General features: G+C 31.7%; 11 protein-coding genes. 10 read left to right on the top strand and 1 reads right to left on the bottom strand.

Going from position 1 to position 20,827, the window contains the following annotated elements:
- Positions 1–31 precede the first annotated feature (31 nt).
- Positions 32–1,621, top strand: a complete 1,590-nt coding sequence (locus WG951_RS13085; protein WP_211296682.1) for a helix-turn-helix transcriptional regulator — start codon at positions 32–34, stop codon at positions 1,619–1,621.
- Between the two features lie 337 nt (positions 1,622–1,958).
- Here WG951_RS13085 and WG951_RS13090 read toward each other — a convergent pair whose 3' ends face one another.
- A complete protein-coding gene (locus tag WG951_RS13090) occupies positions 1,959–9,719 on the bottom strand; it encodes a T9SS type A sorting domain-containing protein (protein ID WP_105047409.1) in 7,761 nt (2,586 codons plus the stop codon).
- A gap of 324 nt (positions 9,720–10,043) precedes the next feature.
- Here WG951_RS13090 and WG951_RS13095 point away from each other — a divergent pair, with 324 nt between their 5' ends.
- The 9 genes from WG951_RS13095 (at position 10,044) to WG951_RS13135 (ending at position 20,813) form a co-directional block, all read left to right on the top strand.
- A complete protein-coding gene (locus WG951_RS13095) occupies positions 10,044–12,479 on the top strand; it encodes a protein-disulfide reductase DsbD family protein (protein ID WP_105047410.1) in 2,436 nt (811 codons plus the stop codon).
- A gap of 20 nt (positions 12,480–12,499) precedes the next feature.
- Positions 12,500–13,996, top strand: coding sequence for an aminotransferase class V-fold PLP-dependent enzyme (locus WG951_RS13100; protein WP_105047411.1), 1,497 nt, complete (start codon positions 12,500–12,502; stop codon positions 13,994–13,996).
- 311 nt (positions 13,997–14,307) lie between these two features.
- Positions 14,308–15,132, top strand: coding sequence for a prephenate dehydratase (locus WG951_RS13105; protein WP_105047412.1), 825 nt, complete (start codon positions 14,308–14,310; stop codon positions 15,130–15,132).
- A gap of 10 nt (positions 15,133–15,142) precedes the next feature.
- Entirely contained in the window at positions 15,143–16,285 is a 1,143-nt protein-coding gene (locus tag WG951_RS13110) for a pyridoxal phosphate-dependent aminotransferase (protein WP_105047413.1), read from the top strand.
- A gap of 66 nt (positions 16,286–16,351) precedes the next feature.
- The gene (locus WG951_RS13115; protein WP_105047414.1) at positions 16,352–17,203 is read left to right on the top strand and encodes a prephenate dehydrogenase; all 852 of its coding nucleotides are present in this window, start codon (positions 16,352–16,354) and stop codon (positions 17,201–17,203) included.
- 21 nt (positions 17,204–17,224) lie between these two features.
- A complete protein-coding gene (locus WG951_RS13120; RefSeq protein WP_105047415.1) occupies positions 17,225–18,307 on the top strand; it encodes a bifunctional 3-deoxy-7-phosphoheptulonate synthase/chorismate mutase type II in 1,083 nt (360 codons plus the stop codon).
- A gap of 410 nt (positions 18,308–18,717) precedes the next feature.
- A complete protein-coding gene (rsgA, locus tag WG951_RS13125; RefSeq protein ID WP_105047416.1) occupies positions 18,718–19,683 on the top strand; it encodes a ribosome small subunit-dependent GTPase A in 966 nt (321 codons plus the stop codon).
- 3 nt (positions 19,684–19,686) lie between these two features.
- On the top strand, positions 19,687–20,139 hold the full coding sequence (gene dtd / locus WG951_RS13130) for a D-aminoacyl-tRNA deacylase (RefSeq protein WP_105047417.1): 453 nt from the start codon (positions 19,687–19,689) through the stop codon (positions 20,137–20,139).
- Positions 20,140–20,144: 5 nt separating this feature from the next.
- Entirely contained in the window at positions 20,145–20,813 is a 669-nt protein-coding gene (locus WG951_RS13135; protein WP_105047418.1) for a TatD family hydrolase, read from the top strand.
- Positions 20,814–20,827 lie beyond the last annotated feature (14 nt).

Genomic DNA, 20,827 nt, shown 5'->3' on the forward strand with positions numbered 1-20,827 from the left:
GATTTTTTTTAATAGTTTTAATATATTTTTTGTGTCAAAATTTTTCCGATTCTTTTTTAAGTTATCCATCTTTTTTTTTAGTGTGTTTTTTTATACGCAAGAAGCTACAGAAAAATATTTAAAATATTTAGATGCTGCCAACACTAGTGTAGATAATTCACCTAAAATAGCAGAGAAATTTTTAGATTCAATCCCTAAGCCTTTAGAAAGTTCTATTAATGGTAGAATAGCAGAGTATTATCACCTAAAGGCTGTTTTAAGTAGTTATTTAAGTCGTCAGGCAGAAATTTATCATTATAATATTCTTTGTCTAAAATATGCGGAAAAAGAAAAAAACTATGATCTAGCTGGGGCGGCAAGTATGGAGTTGTTTTATAACATGTACATTGTAAAAAAGGACACCACTGCTTTAAATTATTTAAAAAAATCGGAGAAATATTACACTATAGACAATAATAAATTGGGCCTTGTAGATGTTATGCAAATGCAGGCATATATTAAATTTTATAATAAAAAATATGAAGAAAGTAACCTTCTAATTCTTCCTAAGTTAGCTTATTATAAGTCTATAAAAGAAGATTCTTTTTATTATATGTATGCGCTTTTTATACTTACCTCTAATTATATCTATTTAAAAGATGAGGAGAATGTTAATAGATATTATAACCATTTTAAAGAGCTAGAAAAAGACACTACAATATCAACTTTATTATATAAAATTCATGATGTTTCGTTAAATATTAGTCTTACAGAAATGTGTTTAAATAATAAGCAATTAGATTCGGTTTCTTTTTATTTAGCTAAAGTAGATCGTATGCATAGTGCTATGAACAACTCTGATAAAGAAAATCATTTTAAGAACTATGTTGCCTATTTTGATGCATTGAACGATGAAAAGAGTAAAAATAATTATTTAGATTCTCTTAAATTTCTTCATGAAAACCTTATCAAAGAAAATATAGATGCTAGTTTTAGTATTAATGAGTCTTTTCTTGAAAGCACAAAAATTTTAGAGGCTGAAACAGCTAAAAAGGATGTTAATAGAAATTGGATTATCTTTTTAGTGAGTTTACTAGTTGGTATTTTAACTTTTGTGATTGTGAAGTATAAAAGTGTAAAAAAGATGCTTTTAGATTTATCTAAACGAACAAATGAATATTCCTTTCTTCAAAATAACCACGATAAATTAAAATTAAAAGTTAAAGGTTTAGAAAATTATATTGCCGAGTTAAAAAAAGAAATTAAGACTATTTCATCCATTACAAATATTGATGATCAAAAAAGTAGGATTAAAGAGTTACATAAAGAAATTCATCATAGTTCGTCTGTTTTATTAGATAAAGGAGAAGATCATTTAGATTTAATAAATAATCTTAATGTAGAGTTTTTTAATCAAATATTAACAAAGCATCCTGAGTTAAATTCTTCTGAAGTGATTATTTGTTATTATCTATTTATGGGGTTTAAGAACAAAGAAATAGGTGCTTTTATAAATACATCTGTTAGGTCTGTAGAAAGTAAAAGATATAGGATTACTAATAAGTTAGGAATTAAAGAGAAGGGTGTTAAGTTGGTAGATTATTTAACAGAAACCTTTAAGCAAACCTCTAACTTTGTATAAAGTGTAATGCTTGATATTAATTACAGCTTTTTAATAACTACTTTATGTAATTACAAACTGTTTGTTATGGTTGTTAATGTTTTTTGATGCTGATAACTTGGCTTATTAGAAGGGGTATTTGGGTAACTATTTCTAATAGAAGAGCAGTGATTACTTTATTGAATCTTTAATTTGTAAATAAATAACTATAAAGAAAAGGGTTTCAAACGTTGGGACGAATTGGAGAATTATAGAAGAGCTAAAATTTTCTAAAAAAATACTCTTGCTAACCTTTTCTTTATAGATTTTAATTAAGAGTTTACCTCTTTTGTAAAATAAAAGAGGTGAACTCTAGTTGTTATTCAATTACTATTTTCTTATTCATAATACCTTTATCTGTATTTAATTTTACAATGTAGACACCTGTTGGTATTTGTTTTTTGATTTCTAATTGGTATGTTTCTTTTTGATCTTTAATAGACCAAAGGATTACTTTTTTACCAAGTATATCATATAACTCTACATTATTTATATTTACTTCTTGGTTTTTAGAAATAACAATGTTATGGTTTTTATTATCAGCAAAAATACTTGTTTGTTTCGCTAGTATATCATCTTCTAAACTTAGGGCACTTTCTTCAGCTGTAAAGGCTAAAACAAATCGATCTGTATAAGTACCTGTTTTTAATTGAAAACTAGCACTTGTGTTGTTAATTTGCTGTGTTCTACCTGTAAGTTTGTCTTTTATAAATATGTTTTGATTGATGTTGTTAATTTCATCAATAACAATGGTAATAACACTATTTTTACTTACAACAACCTCTAAAGGCACTTCTAAGTTTTTAGATATTTCTTGTACACCAGCAATAACATAACTAGTGTCGTCATTAGGAAATTTCCAGTAAAAGTCTGTTGGGTTTATACCATACATTTGAGAATCGAATTCTTTTTCATAAGCAAAAGAGTTTCCTTTATAAAAAGAGATTCCTATTTGACGATGTAAAGTACTTCCTATAGTATTTGAGTAATTCATACCAAGTTTTAAAATAGGTAACTCGGTATTAAATGACTTTTCTTTAGATACTTTTTTGTTACTTCTTAAAAAGATAGATTTACCTTCTCCTTCTGTTTTATATTCTCTTTGACTGTTGTTAAAAACAATTTTACCTGTGTTGTGTCCTACTACAAAAAATCCTTGAGCAATTGCAATATAAGGTTCAGGAGTTTTGTATTTACTATCGTATTCATGACCACCAGTGTTTGGTGTACAAGCAGTTTGCCCATCTTCATCTTTTAAGATGATGTTGTCTATAAAAATAGGGTTTAAAGAATTAGAGCTAGAAGTTAATTTAATTTCACTACCCGCTTCTATACACATGGCTAATTTTATTTCTTTATAAGGTACTAATAATCCATTGGCGGTACTTGGAAAAGTAAATTCACCTTTTTCTATATTATTAATTTTTATTTTTAAATTTTTATTTCCAAGTGCTCTATATTTAATTCTTAAAGAGTCTACTCCGCTAGGTACATTAGAGAACGTTATTTGGTCATTAAAATTCATAGAAACCTCATATTTACCAGTGCCAATTCCTATAGGAAGTATAATACCTGTAACTTCACTAGCGTCTTCTGCTTCTAGCGTACTATTTACGGGTTGTCCCTTGCCATAATTTGCTGCGGTAGCCATTGTTGTGTTTTGGGTTGCATAGCCACCAATATAGCCACCAAAGTTATGACCAGCTAGTCCTGAAGCATTGGTTTCTGCTACATGTTGCCAGAAGTAAAGTGTTGAGATAGTGCTGTTGTTATCGTCAATAAATTTTCTTGCATTTAAAGCAGATGGAAAAGGGTTTCCGATTAAATAAGATTGTCCTGCGTTTATTTGAGAATTTGTGTAAAATTCACCATCGTTTGGCGTACCTGTAAAAGTATAATTTTGCTCTTTTCCAGGTCCTTTAAAAGTGTAACCATCACCTTTATGTATGGTTCCGCTTCTATATTTATGTATCCAATTAGATCTGTTGTTACTATCTGCTGCATAGGTGTAAATCCAGTAATCTGCTAAAGAAATACCGTTTGTACCAGCACTACCATCATATCCTGTAACAAATTTAATGTCTTTTGGATTGTTAGGTATTGTACCGTCTTTTAGCACTGTAGCTATAGAGTAGGTGTCTTTACCTACAGTAGTAACAGGTGAGCTCATGTAGTTGTATCGGTATTTGCTATCTACTTCTGAGTTTTGATCTACAAATAATTTTCCATCACCGCTTACTTTACTAGCGCTTTTATGTGTTTGTATTAATTGAGAAGTTGAACCTGTTAATCGGATATCTCCATTTAATACAATATCATTTGTAACAACTAATAAATTATCAGTTACTCGTAATTCTTTACCTTTTTTTACCTCTAATTTTCGAGCACTTAATCTACTATTAGAATGATTGTAGTTTTCATCAACTACAACAGAACGAGACCTATCTGGAAAACCATTATCCCAACTACCATCTACATTTGTAGTTGTTTTATCAACTTTATGTAAACCTAGCAAAGTGTTTGCTTTTAAATCAGAAGTTGTTATTTCTGAGATTAAAGGATCTTGAGAGTGTCTTTTAGGGTCAGCATCTGCTATGTTGTAGCCAGATTGATATGTTTCTATAGCATCGTCTATAAAGTTAATCCATTTACTAGCATTATAGTTTTTATTTGGTGTTGTTGCATCATCAATTCTAACTACAGAAGTGTTGTTTGCAATATTAGAAGCCACATCGTATCTATTTGCCCATGAATAAATTCCTCTAGCAGATGAAAGTGTAAGTACATCATTTGCTCCATCAAAATCTGTTAATTGATTATCTTCTATTATGGTTGCAGTTCCTAAATGAGTAATTTTATTTTTGTTATTTTTAAATAAAATAGATTCACCTGCTTTCAATTCAGAATCTACAAGACCTTCTGCGTCTGGATTTACATTTGTTAGCGCATCTATTTGACCTATCGTTTTATCTTTGTACAATTGTACATTAATAGTGTTTGCAGGGATTGTTGAATCTCCAATGTTGGTGATTTCTATCCATCTTTCTGTGCCAAATTGATATACTTGTGTAATCATTGCATTTGCAGCGGTAGGCACATCTCTATAATCAAGATTACCAGTTGCAGGGTTATTTGGGTCGAAATCATTATCTGTATCTCCAAAAGAGTTTCTTAATGATAATAAATCTTCTACTGTTTTATTAGGTGTTAAACCATCATTTACAGTAAAGCCATTATTAGAATTATCTAAATTATCATCGAAGGCATCATTTAAACCATCTCCATCAGTATCTTTTAATTTACCAGCATTTATTAGAAGAGTATCTTGTGGGTCACCATTTTCAGCAATATCAGGAATACCATCATTATCCGTATCTGTATCTAAATAGTCCGGTAGATAGTTGGCATCTGCATCACCATCGGTGTTTTCTGGTATTAAGCCAATAATTGCACCAGATTCGTAATTATCATCTATACCATTATGGTTGTTATCTATAATTGCGTTGCCAACCCCAGATGGTTTTTTGTAGGCACTGGTTGTTTGTCCTTCTATATTATCAGGAATACCATCATCATCAGCATCAATGTCTATAAAGTTTGGTTTTCCATCACTATCTGCGTCTCCTTTAACATAAGAGTTTGGTTTGCCATCAGAATCTGTATCTGGTCCTGTAATTAATAAAGGTGTATTCTTAACATTGTCGTCAAAACCATCATTGTCTGTGTCTGCTAACAATTTGCCATTCGCATTAATGTTATCTGTTTTACCATCTCTATTAGCATCTGTACCGCCAGCTTCAATAAGATCTACAATACCGTCGTTATCTGAATCTAAATCTACATGATTAGGGATGCCGTCTTTATCGCTATCTCCTGTGTCATAGGAGTTTGGTTTGCCATCATTGTCAGTATCTGTACCTGTTACTATTAATGCATTGTCTTTATTGTTAGAAGTACCGGTAACTTTACCGTCTACAGCATCATCAAAACCATCATTATCAGTATCGTTTGATAATTTTCCGTTACTTGTAATGTTATCTACCATTCCATTTCCATCAGTATCTATTCCGCCAGCTTCTATTAAATCTGGAATACCATCGTTGTCTGCATCTAGGTCTAGGTTGTCTAATATACCATCATTGTCTGTATCTCCATTTGGATATGTATTTGGTTTACCATCTCCGTTTGTGTCTGCACCAGTAACTATTAAAGCATTATTTTGATTATTAGTACCGTTAACATTACCATCTATAGCATCATCAAAACCATCATTATCGATGTCATTTATTAATGTACCATTAGGTTGAATGTTGTCTACGATTCCATTTCCGTCGGTATCAATACCACCAGCTTCTACTAAATCTGGAATACCATCATTATCTGAATCTAGATCTATGTGATTAGGAATGCTATCACCGTCTGTATCTCCAGTAGTGTACGTGTCTGGTTTGCCATCATTATTAGCGTCTGTACTTCCTGTAATAATTAAAGCATTGTCTTTGTTATTAGGTGTACCAAGTTGGCCTACATCACCATCAACAAGATCATCAAAGCCATCGTTATCTGTATCATTTTTTAGAGAACCATCAGTATTAATGTTGTCTACTTTACCGTCTCCATTGGTATCTGTACCACCAGCTTCTACAAGGTCTGGAATACCATCGTTATCTGCATCTAAATCTTGAGTATTAGGGATGCCATCACCATCTGAATCTGGGTTTGTAATGGCATTTCCATTAGTACCACCTGTTACATTAGTGTCGTAACGATCATCTAAACCGTCTTTATCTTTATCGTTAATTAAAGTTCCATTGGTGTTAATGTCATCTACTTTTCCGTTTCCGTCACTATCAATACCACCTGCTTCTATAATATCTGGAATGCCATCGTTGTCTGAGTCTAAATCAAAATGATTAGGAATGCCATCTCCATCATTATCATATACATCTGGAATACCATTACCATCATTATCTGTATAGTTTGTGGTAGTACCATCTCCATTACCATCATCATGAGTATCTAAATAATTTGGAATACCATCACCATCTTCATCGCCTTCTGCAATGTTTCCTCCATTTTCAAGAGTATCTGGTATGCCATCGTTATCGTCATCTAAATCGATACTGTCTGCAATACCATCTTTGTCGTTGTCTCTAATATCTCTATAATCTAAATTACCAGTAGAAGGGTTGTTTGGGTTAAAGTCGTTATCTTCATCTCCAAATGAGTTTTCTAAAGTAAATAAGTTTGTTACTTTATTATATGGACTTACACCATCATTTATAGTAAACCCTGTATTAGGATTGTCGTTGTTGTCATCAAAAGCATCATCTAAACCATCACCATCGGTGTCTATTGTAGATACAACATTTTGTGGGTCTCCATTTTCAGCAATATCAAGAATGCCATCATTGTCTGAGTCTGGATCTAAGTAATCTGGTATTTTATCACCATCGGTATCTACTGGGATAAAAACTTTACCAGCTACTTCAAAATTATCATCAATACCATTGTTATTATTATCAGTTATAGCAGTACCAACACCACTTGGAGCGATATAATTTGCGGTAGTTTGTACTTCTATGTTGTCTGGAATACCGTCATTATCTGCATCTATATCTATATAATCTGGTATTCCATCATTATCTGTAGATGTTAGTGGGTTACCAGTGTTTGCAGTATTTGGAATTCCGTTTGTAGATGGAGTATTACCTACTGATCCGTCAGCCATTCCATCATGATTATTATCTATACCACCAGTTTCTATAACGTCTGGAATACCATCGTTATCTGAGTCTAAATCTAAACTGTTAGGAATACCATCTCCATCTGAATCGGTATTACATAATTGTCTTACTAAAATGTCATCTATAGCTAAATCGTTTCCATCTGTTGCTTTTGTATTATTTCTAATAATTACGGTAATATCGCTGCTATTTAATGTTTTTAATGGAGCAATTGTTTTATAATATTTCCAAGCAGTACTACTGCCAGCTTTTTCACGTGTAATATTTCCTGTATTTACCGCAGGGCCTAAAAGAGCTCCGTTTTGCCAAAGTTCTATTTGTATGTTAGGTAAAACTCTTTTCGGATCATCATTAATTGCATTATCTACATCTAAATTTAGTACCCAAAAAGATACGTCTAAAAGTGCATCTGTGGCAACACCTGTTATTGTTCTCTGATAAATAATATCTAGCGTTTTACCTGCATTTACCATTAGCATATTATCTCTGGTAGGTGTAAGGCTACCGCTAGTGTGGTCTCCTATAGTTTGCCATTTTTCATTAGCCCAACTTGCTGATGCAGGTATGTTGTTAAAAACAGCGTAAAAATCATCTTGTAAATCGCGAGTTGTGTCATTACTACGTGGATTTTTTTGTTCTAAATAAGTGTAGTTTGTAGAGGCTCCAACGGGTAAAGGGCTACTAGTGGTAGCATTACCTACTCCAAAATCTTCTATAAGCAAAGGAGTACCACTATTACCACAGATATTTTCATCAACATCTAAAATACCATCATTGTCATCATCTAAATCACAAATATCGCTAATACCATCTCCATCAGTGTCTAAATTGCCAGAAGAAAGTGCGTCACAACGGTTACCTACCGTAATATCTTCGTCTGAGTTGCTACCATCATAGTTAGTAATAACGGTGTCACTTGGGCTTGAAACAGAGGCGGTTGCTGTATTGTGATAGGTTCCAATAGGTTCGGTATCAGAAACAGTTACATCAAAAATAATTGTTACACTTCCTTTTCCGTTAATATCAAAAGTACCCCAATTAAGTGTTGTATCTCCTTTAGATGGAGTTGTTGTAGCTGTTTGTGTTGCCTTATTTAAAACTAAGTTTGCTGTAGCTGCATACGTAAAACCAGTGGGTAAAATATCTTGAGCCGTAATTCCTTTTAAATCTACATTAGTTGTATTTGTTAGCGTAATTTCATAGGTACCGTTTTCGCCTATATTAACATTAGGAGTGGTGGTTTTTTTAGTTACTACTAATCCTCCGGTAGGTATTTTTAATACAAATAAATCAAATAGAATAAGGTCTCCTGTAGAACCAGCGCTTAATTCTAAGCTTGTAGTTCCTGGAGTAAAATTACTGTTTACAACATCAATATCCCATCCTCCATAAGGGCTTCCTGCAATAGCATTTGTACCAGGTGCAGGGTTTGAAACTCCTCCTGAATTTGCGAAATCTGGAGGAAAAGAACCAAATGCTGCATCTGAAGAATTTATAAACTCTCCATTCAAATTAGGAGATCCTTGCAAAGAAGCTACAGAGATGCTACCAGCGGTATCTCCGGAATGTACTTTGTAACCATCTACTGGTATTTTTATAGTTTCTCCTAAGAAGCCTTTTAAACCATCATATAGATATACTTGGTTGATACCACCCTCATCTGTTGGGGATTCATATACTACAACCATTTGCCAAGCTCTTACATTTTCTTGAGCGTAGGCACATGCTCCTTTTAAAGCATCATAATCATTGTTTAAGATAATGTCTGCAGTATAGGTTCCTGCAGGGTTTGATAGTGCTAAAACATCGGCTGTGATATCTGCTAAATACCCTTCATATTTTAAGTCTAAACCAATAAAAGGAACCGATTCTCTATAGCTTTTAATTTTATTTATGGTTTTTTTAGTTCCGTTAGGAAAAGTAACTGGAATAGAGGTTTTTAGCGGAGCATAACTTGTTATGTTAGGGTTGGTTCTACCATGTTTTACAAGGGCAAACCATTGTATGTAGGCTGCTTTTATTACGGCATCTGCAGGTAGTGCTAAATTAGCGCTTGTGGCTGCTCCGTTGTTTTTAGCACATATAGAAAAATCGGTGCTATTTATATTGTATTTAATTTCACTATTACCTATTTGTTTATAAGTAAGGTTGGCACCAGAGAATTTCTTATAAAAACTAATGTTGTCATTCGTGTCTGCCGGTACCACTTGTGCATTCACAATAAATGAGGAGGTAAATAGCAGTGCTACAAGTAGTAACGTGCTTTTTGTTTTGTTTTTTAATAGGCGTTGAATTTCCCCAAATTCACATACCTGAAAAGTAGTTTTTTTCATGGTTTCTTTTTTTGAAAATGATTTTGGGGGAAGCGATAAATGTTTAAGGGGGGTGTTAAGATGAATCTTCTTAACGCTCGCAAATATACAAATAATTTGTTTTAAACAATAAAAAATAAAAAAAATCACATTTATTTTTTGTGAATTTTAAACTGTGTTTTTTTTTATTTGTTGTTTGAATTATAAGTGTAAGAAATGCTACTCTTTTGTTAAAATCTACTTTCGTTAAACTTAGTATTCTCTAATTATTTATCTTTGATAAGTGAAAGAAATTAAAGTAGGTCAGTATCCTTTTAATCAGCCCTTTTATTATTGTTTTAATTTATGAAGAATATATTTATTTTTTTATTTCTAACATTTAGTTTAGGAATATTCTCTCAAATAGAAGATCCTGTAAAATGGTCTACGTCTGTAAAAAAAGTTTCTGATACAGAGTTTATTTTAATTTCAGAAGCTACTATAGAAAAGGGGTGGCATTTGTACTCACAAGATGTTCCGGATGATGGTCCAATACCAACAACATTTACCTATGATGTATCTAAAGGAGGTTTTTCTTTAGATGGAAATACAATAGAAGAAGAAGGGCATACAATAGACGATCCTATTTTTGGTATGAGGATTAAGTTCTTTGAAAATTCAGCTGTTTTTAAACAAAAAATTAAAACAACTTCTGATGCTAGTACAATTAACGGAGTTGTAGAATTTATGGTGTGTGATGATTCTAAATGTTTAGCACCAACAGAAATTGATTTAGTATTTAATATACCTGAAAAAGTAAATAATACGTTCGGTAATCAAAATGAGATGTTAAGTCCGGTTAAATGGAAAACATCTATAGAAAAAATTTCTAAAAATGAATACGACTTAATTATAAATGCCGAATTAATGGAAGATTGGCATTTGTATTCTCAATATACAGAAGACGGTGGTGCATTACCAATTATAATTACAAAAGCGGATAAAAATAAGGGGTATCAATTAGTAGGTAAAGCAATAGAAAGTGCTACTGTTAAAAAGTTTAGTGAAATTTTTAAAGTAGAAGAAACTTTTTTTGAGAAAAAAGGAGTTTTAAAACAAAGAATAAAATTAAATAAAGAATTGTCTTCGGTTACTTTAAATTTAACCGGACAAGTTTGTAAAGAAGCCTGCATACAAATTGATGAGAATTTTACGTTTTCTTTAAATGGGGAAAAAGTAAATTCGGTAGCTAAATCAAAAATAGATAATGCCGTTACAAATAGTCTTCTCTATGGTATTAATACAGACGATTTAAAGTTTTCAACCATAAAATGTGATAGTGAAGTAAGTAGTAGTTCAAACCAAATACAACAAGGAGGTAAAACTTTATGGAGTATTTTTGGACTCGGTTTTTTAGGTGGATTGTTAGCTTTATTAACGCCTTGTGTTTTTCCGATGATTCCTTTAACCGTTAGTTTTTTTACAAAGAAAAACGGACAAAATAAAAGCGGTGGCGTTTCTAAAGCATTGCTATACGGTTTCTTTATTTTTGCAGTTTACATTATTTTAAGCATTCCTTTTCATTTGTTAGATTCTGTAAATCCAGATATTTTAAATGAAATCTCTACCAACATCTGGTTAAACATTATTTTCTTTGTCATTTTTGTGTTTTTTGCTTTTTCTTTCTTCGGATATTATGAGTTAACACTTCCTGCAAGTTGGACAAATAAAACCACACAAGGAGAAAGTTCTGGTGGTATTATCGGAATCTTTTTTATGGCATTAACCTTAGCTATTGTTTCTTTTTCTTGTACAGGACCTATTTTAGGATCTTTATTAGCGGGTTCTTTAACTGCAGATGGTGGTGCATGGCAATTAACAGCAGGTATGGCAGGTTTTGGAGTTTCTTTAGGATTGCCTTTTGCTCTTTTTGCAATGTTTCCTAATATGATGAATGCCTTGCCAAAATCTGGCGGATGGTTAAATACAACCAAAGTAATTTTAGGATTTTTAGAGTTGGCTTTAGCTTTTAAATTTTTATCGAATGCAGATTTAGTAGCGCATTGGAATCTTTTAAAAATAGAACCTTTTTTAGCTCTGTGGATTGTAATTTTTGCAGGTTTGGCACTCTTTTTACTTGGGAAACTAAAGTTTCCACATGATTCTCCTATTAAAAAATTATCTTTTCCTAGAATTGCAGGAGGTGTTTTAGTGATAGCCTTTGTAATTTATTTAGCCTCTGGTTTTATGGTGAATAAAGAAACAAAAACCTATACACCTTTAACATTATTAAGTGGTTTGGCTCCGCCAGTGGGGTATAGTTTTTTATACCCAAATGATTGTCCTAATAATTTAGATTGTTTTAAAGATTTAAAAACAGGAATTGAATATGCTAAAAAAGTAAATAAACCAATTATTTTAGATTTTACAGGATATGCTTGTGTAAATTGTAGAAAAATGGAAGAGCATGTTTGGCCTGATGCGAAAATTGATAACTATTTAAGAAATGAGTATGTTTTAATATCACTTTATGTAGATGATAAAAAAGCATTGCCAAAAGAAGAGCAAATTTTAGTAAACCGTATTAACGGAGGAACTAGAAGGCTTGATAATTACGGTCATAAATGGGCTAACTTTCAAACGCAGTTTTTTAAAACAAATTCGCAACCTTATTATGTGTTATTAAATTCTGATGGAACAAAAATATTAAATCAAGCAGTTGGTTATACGCCAGATAAAGAGGGTTATGCACAGTTTTTAGAATGTGGATTAGAAGTTTTTAAAACGAGTAATAAAGAGTAAAATTGAAACTTTTATAAGGTATGATATCATCAAAAGAAAATATAGGGAAGTCAGATTTAGATCAGTATTTTAATCAATTTAGAGAAAATATTGTAGGTATCGATCAGACGTTCCTTTCTCCTTATGGAGAGCAGCAGTTGATTTATACAGATTGGACAGCAAGTGGTAGACTCTATGCGCCAATTGAAGATAAAATGCTGCATCAATTTGGCCCTTTTGTTGCAAATACCCATACAGAAACATCTACCTCAGGAGCAGCCATGACTTTGGCGTATCATGAAGCTAGAAATATTATTAAGCAACATGTAAATGCAACAAAAAATGATGTTTTAATTACTACAGGTACGGGAATGACAGGTGCGGTTAATAAATTTCAACGTATTCTAGGATTAAAGGTTTCAGAAAATTTAAAGAATTATACAGAGATTCCAGAAGATTTAAAACCCATTGTTTTTGTTTCTCACATGGAGCATCATTCTAACCAGACTTCTTGGTTAGAAACCATTGCCGATGTTGAGGTTGTGCCTTGTAATAATGAAGGTTTGTTGTGTTTAAAAGAGTTTGAAAAGTGTTTTCAAAAACATCAAGATAGAAAAATAAAAATAGTTTCTATAACCTCTTGTTCTAATGTAACAGGTATAGAAACTCCTTATCACGAAGTTGCAAAACTGATACATAGTTATAACGGATTGTGTTTTGTAGATTTTGCGTGTTGTGCACCTTATGTTAATATTAATATGCATCCAGAAGATGAAGAAGAATATTTAGATGCCATATTTTTTTCTCCTCATAAATTTTTAGGTGGACCAGGAAGTTCTGGTGTGTTAATTTTTAATAAGAAATTATACAAAAATACCATTCCCGATAATCCAGGTGGCGGTACCGTAAGTTATACAAACCCTTGGGGGCAACATGATTATTTTGATGATGTAGAGACCAGAGAAGATGGCGGTACACCTGGTTTTTTACAAACCATTAGAATAGCACTTTCTATTCAGTTAAAAGAAAAAATGGGCGTTGCAAACATCAAAAGAAGAGAAGAAGAGATTAACGAAATTCTTTTTGATACTCTAGAAAGTCTACCTGGAGTTAAAATTCTAGCACCAAACCATAAAGAGCGATTGAGTATCTTTTCTTTCTATTTTGAAAAATATCATTTTAATTTAGTTGTAAAGCTTTTAAATGACAGATTCGGAATTCAAACAAGAGGAGGTTGCTCTTGCGCAGGAACCTATGGACATTTTTTATTAAATGTAGATCATGAAACTTCTAATAGAATTAAAGATGAAATTTTACACGGCTGCAATACTCAAAAACCAGGTTGGGTACGTTTGTCTGTACACCCAACAATTACTACTGAAGAATTAAATTTTATCTGTGCTTCTTTAAAAGAGCTTTCAGTAAATATTAAAGAATGGTCTAAAGACTATCAATATGAAGCCATTAAAAACGATTATAGCCATAAAACGGTTGCTCCAATAGAGAAAGAATTGGTAAAAGAGTGGTTTCAGATTTAGAATATTGTTTCTAAATCCTTTTTCGTTAAAGAATTTCATAATAGAACCCTTACATTTTATGTAGTTTTTAATAATTTATCAAAATTGTTATAAAAAATGCTATTTAATTTGTTTGTTTCAATTTAATCTTTAGATTTGTTCCTTTAAACAAAGAGAATACAAATGTTAAATAACAATTATACTCGTTTCTATTTTTACTTTTACTTTTTTAGTAAGAGAGGAGACTTTGTATCATGTTGTTAACTAACATTCATATCATATAAAGTCTCGAATTTCATTCGAGGCTTTTTTTTTGACATTATTTGAAATTAATGAATAAAATTATAGCCATACAGGGAGCCGAAGGCTCAAACCACCATAAAGTTGCACGCGATTTTTATGGAACATCAATAGACTTAAAAGAATGCATGTCTTTTGATGTCTTGGTAGATAGTTTGTTAGACAACTCTGCAGATTTGGGTATTATGGCTTTAGAGAACACTATTGCAGGTTCTATTATACCTAATTATGCTTTAATAGATCAAAATAATCTTCATATTATAGGAGAAGAATATTTAAATATTCATCACCATTTAATGGCTTTAAAAGGTCAGGGAATAGAAGGCATAAAAGAAGTTTGGTCGCATCCAATGGCATTGTTGCAATGTAAAGAGTTCTTTAAAAAACATCCGCATATTAAATTAGTAGAAGATGTAGATACGGCAGAAGTTGCCAAAAGAATATCTAAAGAAAACTTAATAGGTATTGCAGCAATTGCACCAAAAATTGCGGCAGAAATTTTTAATTTAGAAGTGATAGAAGATAAACTTCAAACCATTAAAGATAACTCTACTCGTTTTGTAATAGTACAAACAGAAGAGCCAGCAGTTAATGAAGCTGTTAATAAAGCATCCTTAAAATTTCAATTGAGTCATAAAAGAGGAAGTTTAGCCACAATCTTAAATGTAATGAGCGATTGCAAGCTAAACTTAACCAAAATACAATCTTTACCAGTTATAGAAACACCTTGGAAATATTCCTTTTTTGTAGATGTAACTTTTGAAGCATATAAAGATTACGAAAAAGCACAAGCTATTATAGAAATAATGGCAGAAGAGTTCAAGATTTTAGGAACTTATAAAAACGGTAGAAAATAACACAGTTATTATGATTAAACCAGCCAAAAGATTAGATACAGTTCAAGAATACTATTTCTCTAAAAAATTAAGAGAAGTAAGGGGTTTAGCAGCAGCAGGAAAACCAATTATCAATATGGGAATTGGGTCTCCAGATTTGCAACCACCAACTACGGTTTTAGAAGCAATTCAGGGTAGTTTAGGAGATGCCAGTGCGCATAAATATCAATCTTATCAAGGATTGCCAGAATTAAGAAATGCTATTGCTGCTTTTTACAAAAACAAGTTTTCTGTAGAGTCAAATCCAGAAAATGAAGTATTGCCTTTAATGGGAAGTAAAGAAGGGATTATGCATATATCTATGGCTTTTTTAAACGAAGGCGATAAAGTATTAATTCCGAATCCTGGGTATCCAACCTATACTTCTGTAACGAAGTTGGTGGGCGCAGAACCACTTTTTTATAATTTAAGTGATGCAACTAATTGGCAACCAAATTTTGAAGAATTAGAAGCACAAGATTTAACAGATGTAAAAATTATGTGGGTAAATTATCCGCACATGCCAACAGGTACAAACGCAACTTTAGAAACATTTAAAAAGTTGATTGCTTTTGGGAAAAAGCATCATATTTTAATTATTAATGACAATCCGTATAGTTTTATTTTAAACGATAATCCTATTAGTATTTTACAAGTAGAAGGTGCAAAAGACATTGCTTTAGAACTAAATTCTTTAAGTAAGACTTTTAATATGGCAGGTTGGAGAGTTGGAATGGTTATCGGAAAAGAATCTTACATCAACGAGATCTTAAAAGTAAAATCTAATATGGATTCTGGTATGTTTTACGGAATTCAAAAAGGAGCCATAGAAGCATTACAATTATCAGACGATTGGTTTTTAGCACAAAATAAAATATACCAAGAACGTAGAAACTTAATTTGGCAATTGGCTGACAAATTAGATGCTGTTTATAATAAAAACTCCACAGGATTGTTTGTTTGGGCAAAAATACCAGCAGGTAAAAAATCTGAAGAAGTAACAGATTCAGTTTTATACGATTATGATATTTTTATTACACCAGGAACCATTTTTGGTTCTCAAGGAGAAGGATACATTCGTTTTTCATTATGTGTAACAACAGATATTATTAAAGAAGCAATTTCAAGGCTATAAGCTATAAGCAATAAGCTTTAAACTCTGGGCATAAAGCCTAAAGCATAAGGCATAAAGCAAAAATAAATGAAAAATATATACATGATTGGTATTGGTTTAATAGGCGGTAGTTTTGCTATCGATATTAAAAAAAACAATCCAGATGTTGTAATTCACGGAATTAGTAGAAAAGACGAAACCTTAAATAAGGCATTAGAATTAAACCTAATTGATAAGAAGGCAACTTTAGACGATATCGAAAATGCAGACTTGGTAATTGTGTCTATTCCGGTAGATGCTACCGTAAAATTATTGCCAACAATTTTAGATAAAATTTCTGATGATGGTTTGGTAATTGATGCTGGATCCACAAAAGAAGAAATTTGTAAGGTGGTTGAACATCATCCAAAAAGAAGAAATTTTTTAGCATGTCATCCTATTGCAGGAACAGAAAATTCTGGGCCAACAGCGGCTATATCCGGCTTATACGTTGGAAAAACGAACATTATCTGCGAAGTAGAAAAGACAACTTTTAAATTGCAAGAAAAAGCATTAAAGCTTTTTATGGACATTGGAATGCGTATTCGTTACATGGATCCGGTTTCTCATGACAAGCATATTGCGTATGTTTCGCACCTATCTCACATAAGTTCATTTATGTTAGGTAAAACAGTAATAAATAAAGCAAAAAATGAACGCGATATTTTCGATATGGCAGGTTCTGGTTTTGCATCCACAGTTCGTTTGGCAAAAAGTTCGCCGGCAATGTGGACACCAATTTTTAAACAAAATAAAGAAAACGTAATAGAAACGTTAGAAGAATACATCAACAATTTACAACAATTTAAAGAGTTGATGCAAAAAGATGATTTCTCTGAAATTTTTAACGAAATGGAGAACACAAATTATATAAAACAAATTTTAAACGGCATAAAATAATAAGCCACAACAAGTAGAAAAATGGAGAATACAAAAGAATTAAGAACATGGTTGGACGATATGAAATTAAATCATCCACTAGTAATAGCAGGGCCTTGTAGTGCAGAAACCGAAGAACAGGTTTTAAAAATTGCACACGAACTAAAAGATTCTGATGTAAGCTATTTTAGAGCTGGAATATGGAAACCAAGAACAAGACCAGGAATGTTTGAAGGTGTTGGAGAAATTGGTTTAAGATGGTTAAAGAAAGTAAAAGAAGAAACAGGTATGAAAACCTGTACAGAAGTAGCAAACGCTGCACACGTTAAATTAGCAATTGAAAACGATGTTGATTTATTATGGATTGGTGCACGTTCTACAGTATCACCTTTTATTATGCAAGAAATTGCAGACGCATTAGCAGGTACAGATAAAATTGTATTAGTAAAAAATCCAGTAAATCCAGATTTAGCTTTATGGTTAGGTGGTATCGAAAGATTATATACTGCAGGTATTAAAAATCTTGGAGCAATTCACAGAGGATTTTCAACATACGAAAAATCAAAATATAGAAACACACCAGAATGGCAATTAGCTATTGAGTTTCAAAATAAATTTCCAGATTTACCTTTAATCAACGATCCTTCTCACATTACAGGTAAGAGAGACATGATTTTTGATGTTTGTCAAACAGCCTTAGATTTAAACTTCGATGGTTTAATGATAGAAACTCATTTCGATCCAGAAAATGCTTGGTCAGATGCTGCACAACAAGTAACGCCAGATGCTTTAAAGCAAATAATGCAAGACTTAAAAGTTAAAAAGGAAACTGAAACTGCAGTTAGTTACAGAGAGCCTTTAGAAAACTTAAGAGCTCAAATTAATGTAGTAGACGATCAGTTAATCGATTTATTAGGTAAAAGAATGCAAGTTGCAGACAAAATAGGTCAATTAAAGAAAGATCAAAACGTAGCTGTTTTACAATCACGTCGTTGGAACGAGATTTTAGGAAACATGGTTATAGAAGGTAGTAGTAAAGGTCTAAGTGAAGAATTTGTTTTAAAAATGTTTAAAGCAATTCACCAAGAATCTATCAATCATCAAGAAAAAATTATCAACGCATAATTTTTTTAAGCATACATATTTATTTAAAATACCTTCAAGTTTTATAATTTGAAGGTATTTTTTTTGGGCGTTACCAAGCAAAAAGGCTTGGTCAGGCTTTCGCACTCGCTTTTTTTGTAGAAAAACAAAAAAGAGCTTAAACAATTGCTCAATCCTTAACGCGTAGTGCAAGCTTAAAAAACATTCTCATTACAAAAAACTTGTCATTATAATCGTGTCATTTCGACGATAGGAGAAACCCCATAACAGTGATAAGTCAAACACAATCAAACTTTATGTGATTCTTCTTTCTGTGTTTGAAATGACAAACTATACATAATCAAAGAAAAAGTAGTTTTTAAATTGATGAACACCTATCAATTTCAACCCAATTTTTCTTAAATCAATTTTAATTCTGCATCTTTGTACTAATGACAGGAATCGTTTATAAATCTACCGGAAGTTGGTATCAAGTAAAAGCTGAAAACGGAGAATTTTACAAATGTAGAATTAAAGGAAAATTCAGAATTAAAGACATCAAAAGCACCAACCCAATTGCGGTTGGTGATAAAGTGGTGTTCGATTTAGAGAAAAAGAATGATGAAGAAACAGGCGTCATTAAAAAGATTTTAGATAGAGATAATTTTATTGTTCGTAAATCTGTAAACCTTTCTAAGCAAACACATATTATTGCAGCCAATATAGATCAAGTTTTTTTACTAATTACCATAAATAATCCACCCACTTTTACCACTTTTATAGATCGTTTTTTAGTTGCAACAAGAGCGTATAGAATAGATACTATATTGGTTTTTAATAAAATAGATTCTTACGAGTTAGAAGAACGTGCAGAGATTCTGTATTTAAAAGATATTTACGAAGCTATTGGATATAGATGCGTTGAGGTTTCCTCTACTCAGCATAAAAATGTAGATACTATTAAAGATATGATGATTGGTAAAACCTCTATGTTTGTTGGGCATTCTGGTGTTGGTAAATCTACTTTAGTAAACGCTATAGAGCCTTCTTTAAATTTAAAAACCAAAGAAATTTCAGATCAACACAACCAAGGAAAACATACTACTACCTTTGCAGAAATGTTCGATTTAAGTTTCGATGCAAGAATTATAGATACACCAGGTATTAAAGGTTTTGGAGTTGTAGATATTGATAAATACGAATTAGGTGATTATTTTCCTGAGTTTTTTGCCTTAAAAGAACATTGTAAATTCAATAACTGTATTCATACCAAAGAACCACAATGTGCTGTAAAAGAAGCCTTAGAAGAAGAAAAAATTTCTTGGTCTCGTTATAAAAGTTACCTTCAAATTTTAAGTGGAGATGAAGATAAAGAGCATTTTAGAACCGATGTTTGGAACGAAGAAGATAATGAATAAGTCATGAGAATTGTAATTCAACGTGTATCTGAAGCAAGTGTAAGCATAGAGAACCATAAAGTTGCAGAAATACAAAGCGGACTTTTAGTTTTATTAGGTATTGTAGAAGATGATGATCAGGAAGACATTAATTACTTGGTAAGAAAAACAGCTAACCTACGCATCTTTAACGATGAAAATGAAGTAATGAATAAATCGCTTATAGACATTGCAGGAGAAGTAATTGTAGTAAGTCAGTTTACATTGCAAGCAGCTACCAAAAAAGGAAATAGACCAAGTTATATTAAAGCCGCAAAACCAGATATTGCCATACCATTGTATACCAATTTTGTACAAACTTTAGAAAAAGAAATTGGTAAAAAAGTACAAACCGGTCAGTTTGGTGCAGATATGCAAGTAGCTTTGGTTAATGATGGTCCCGTTACTATTATCATAGATTCTAAAAATAAAGAGTAACTTTTATGCTTTTTTTAGATGTGCATACACATAAAATATATTCTAATGAGAATGTGTTTTCAATAGTAAATACATACCCAAATAGCACTAGTTTTTCCCAACCATTTTCAATCGGAATTCATCCTTGGTTTATAAACCAAGAAACTTTAAAAGAAGAACTTTTATTTGTAGAACATCAGCTGCAAAAAGATAACTGTTTTGCCGTTGGCGAATGTGGTTTAGACAAACTATCAAAAACTGATTTGGACATTCAAAAAGATGTCTTTAAAAAGCAGGTGGCTCTTTCAGAGAAATACCAAAAACCTATAATAATTCATTGTGTAAGAGCACATCAAGAAATTATAGCAATTAAAAAAGAGGTAAACCCCAAACAAGTTTGGATTTTACATGGTTTTCATAAAAGTAAACAATTGGCAGAAAACTGTATAAAAAACGGATTGATGCTTTCGTTTGGTGCAGCTTTTATCAAAAACAAAAAATTACAAGAAACTTTTTTAGCACTTCCGTTGTCATCAATAGTATTAGAAACAGATGATAATGAAATTGATATATCAGAAATTTATAAAAAAGCATCAGAAATAAAAAATATTTCGGTTGAAAATCTTCAACAAAAAATAACACAAAATTTCATCAATTTGATACCTCAAGCGCAGAGAGGTTTTAATGATTTATAGAATTTTAATGAGGT

This window comes from Polaribacter butkevichii (genome assembly GCF_038024105.1).
GTDB lineage: Bacteria > Bacteroidota > Bacteroidia > Flavobacteriales > Flavobacteriaceae > Polaribacter > Polaribacter butkevichii.

Bases quoted from the DNA above. Each gene is read 5' to 3' on its own strand.
- WG951_RS13120 (WP_105047415.1), top strand. From the start codon at position 17,225: ATGGAGAATACAAAAGAATTAAGAACATGGTTGGACGATATGAAATTA.
- WG951_RS13100 (WP_105047411.1), top strand. From the start codon at position 12,500: ATGATATCATCAAAAGAAAATATAGGGAAGTCAGATTTAGATCAGTAT.
- WG951_RS13105 (WP_105047412.1), top strand. From the start codon at position 14,308: ATGAATAAAATTATAGCCATACAGGGAGCCGAAGGCTCAAACCACCAT.
- WG951_RS13090 (WP_105047409.1), bottom strand. From the start codon at position 9,719: ATGAAAAAAACTACTTTTCAGGTATGTGAATTTGGGGAAATTCAACGC.
- dtd (WP_105047417.1), top strand. From the start codon at position 19,687: ATGAGAATTGTAATTCAACGTGTATCTGAAGCAAGTGTAAGCATAGAG.
- WG951_RS13095 (WP_105047410.1), top strand. From the start codon at position 10,044: ATGAAGAATATATTTATTTTTTTATTTCTAACATTTAGTTTAGGAATA.
- WG951_RS13110 (WP_105047413.1), top strand. From the start codon at position 15,143: ATGATTAAACCAGCCAAAAGATTAGATACAGTTCAAGAATACTATTTC.
- rsgA (WP_105047416.1), top strand. From the start codon at position 18,718: ATGACAGGAATCGTTTATAAATCTACCGGAAGTTGGTATCAAGTAAAA.
- WG951_RS13135 (WP_105047418.1), top strand. From the start codon at position 20,145: ATGCTTTTTTTAGATGTGCATACACATAAAATATATTCTAATGAGAAT.
- WG951_RS13115 (WP_105047414.1), top strand. From the start codon at position 16,352: ATGAAAAATATATACATGATTGGTATTGGTTTAATAGGCGGTAGTTTT.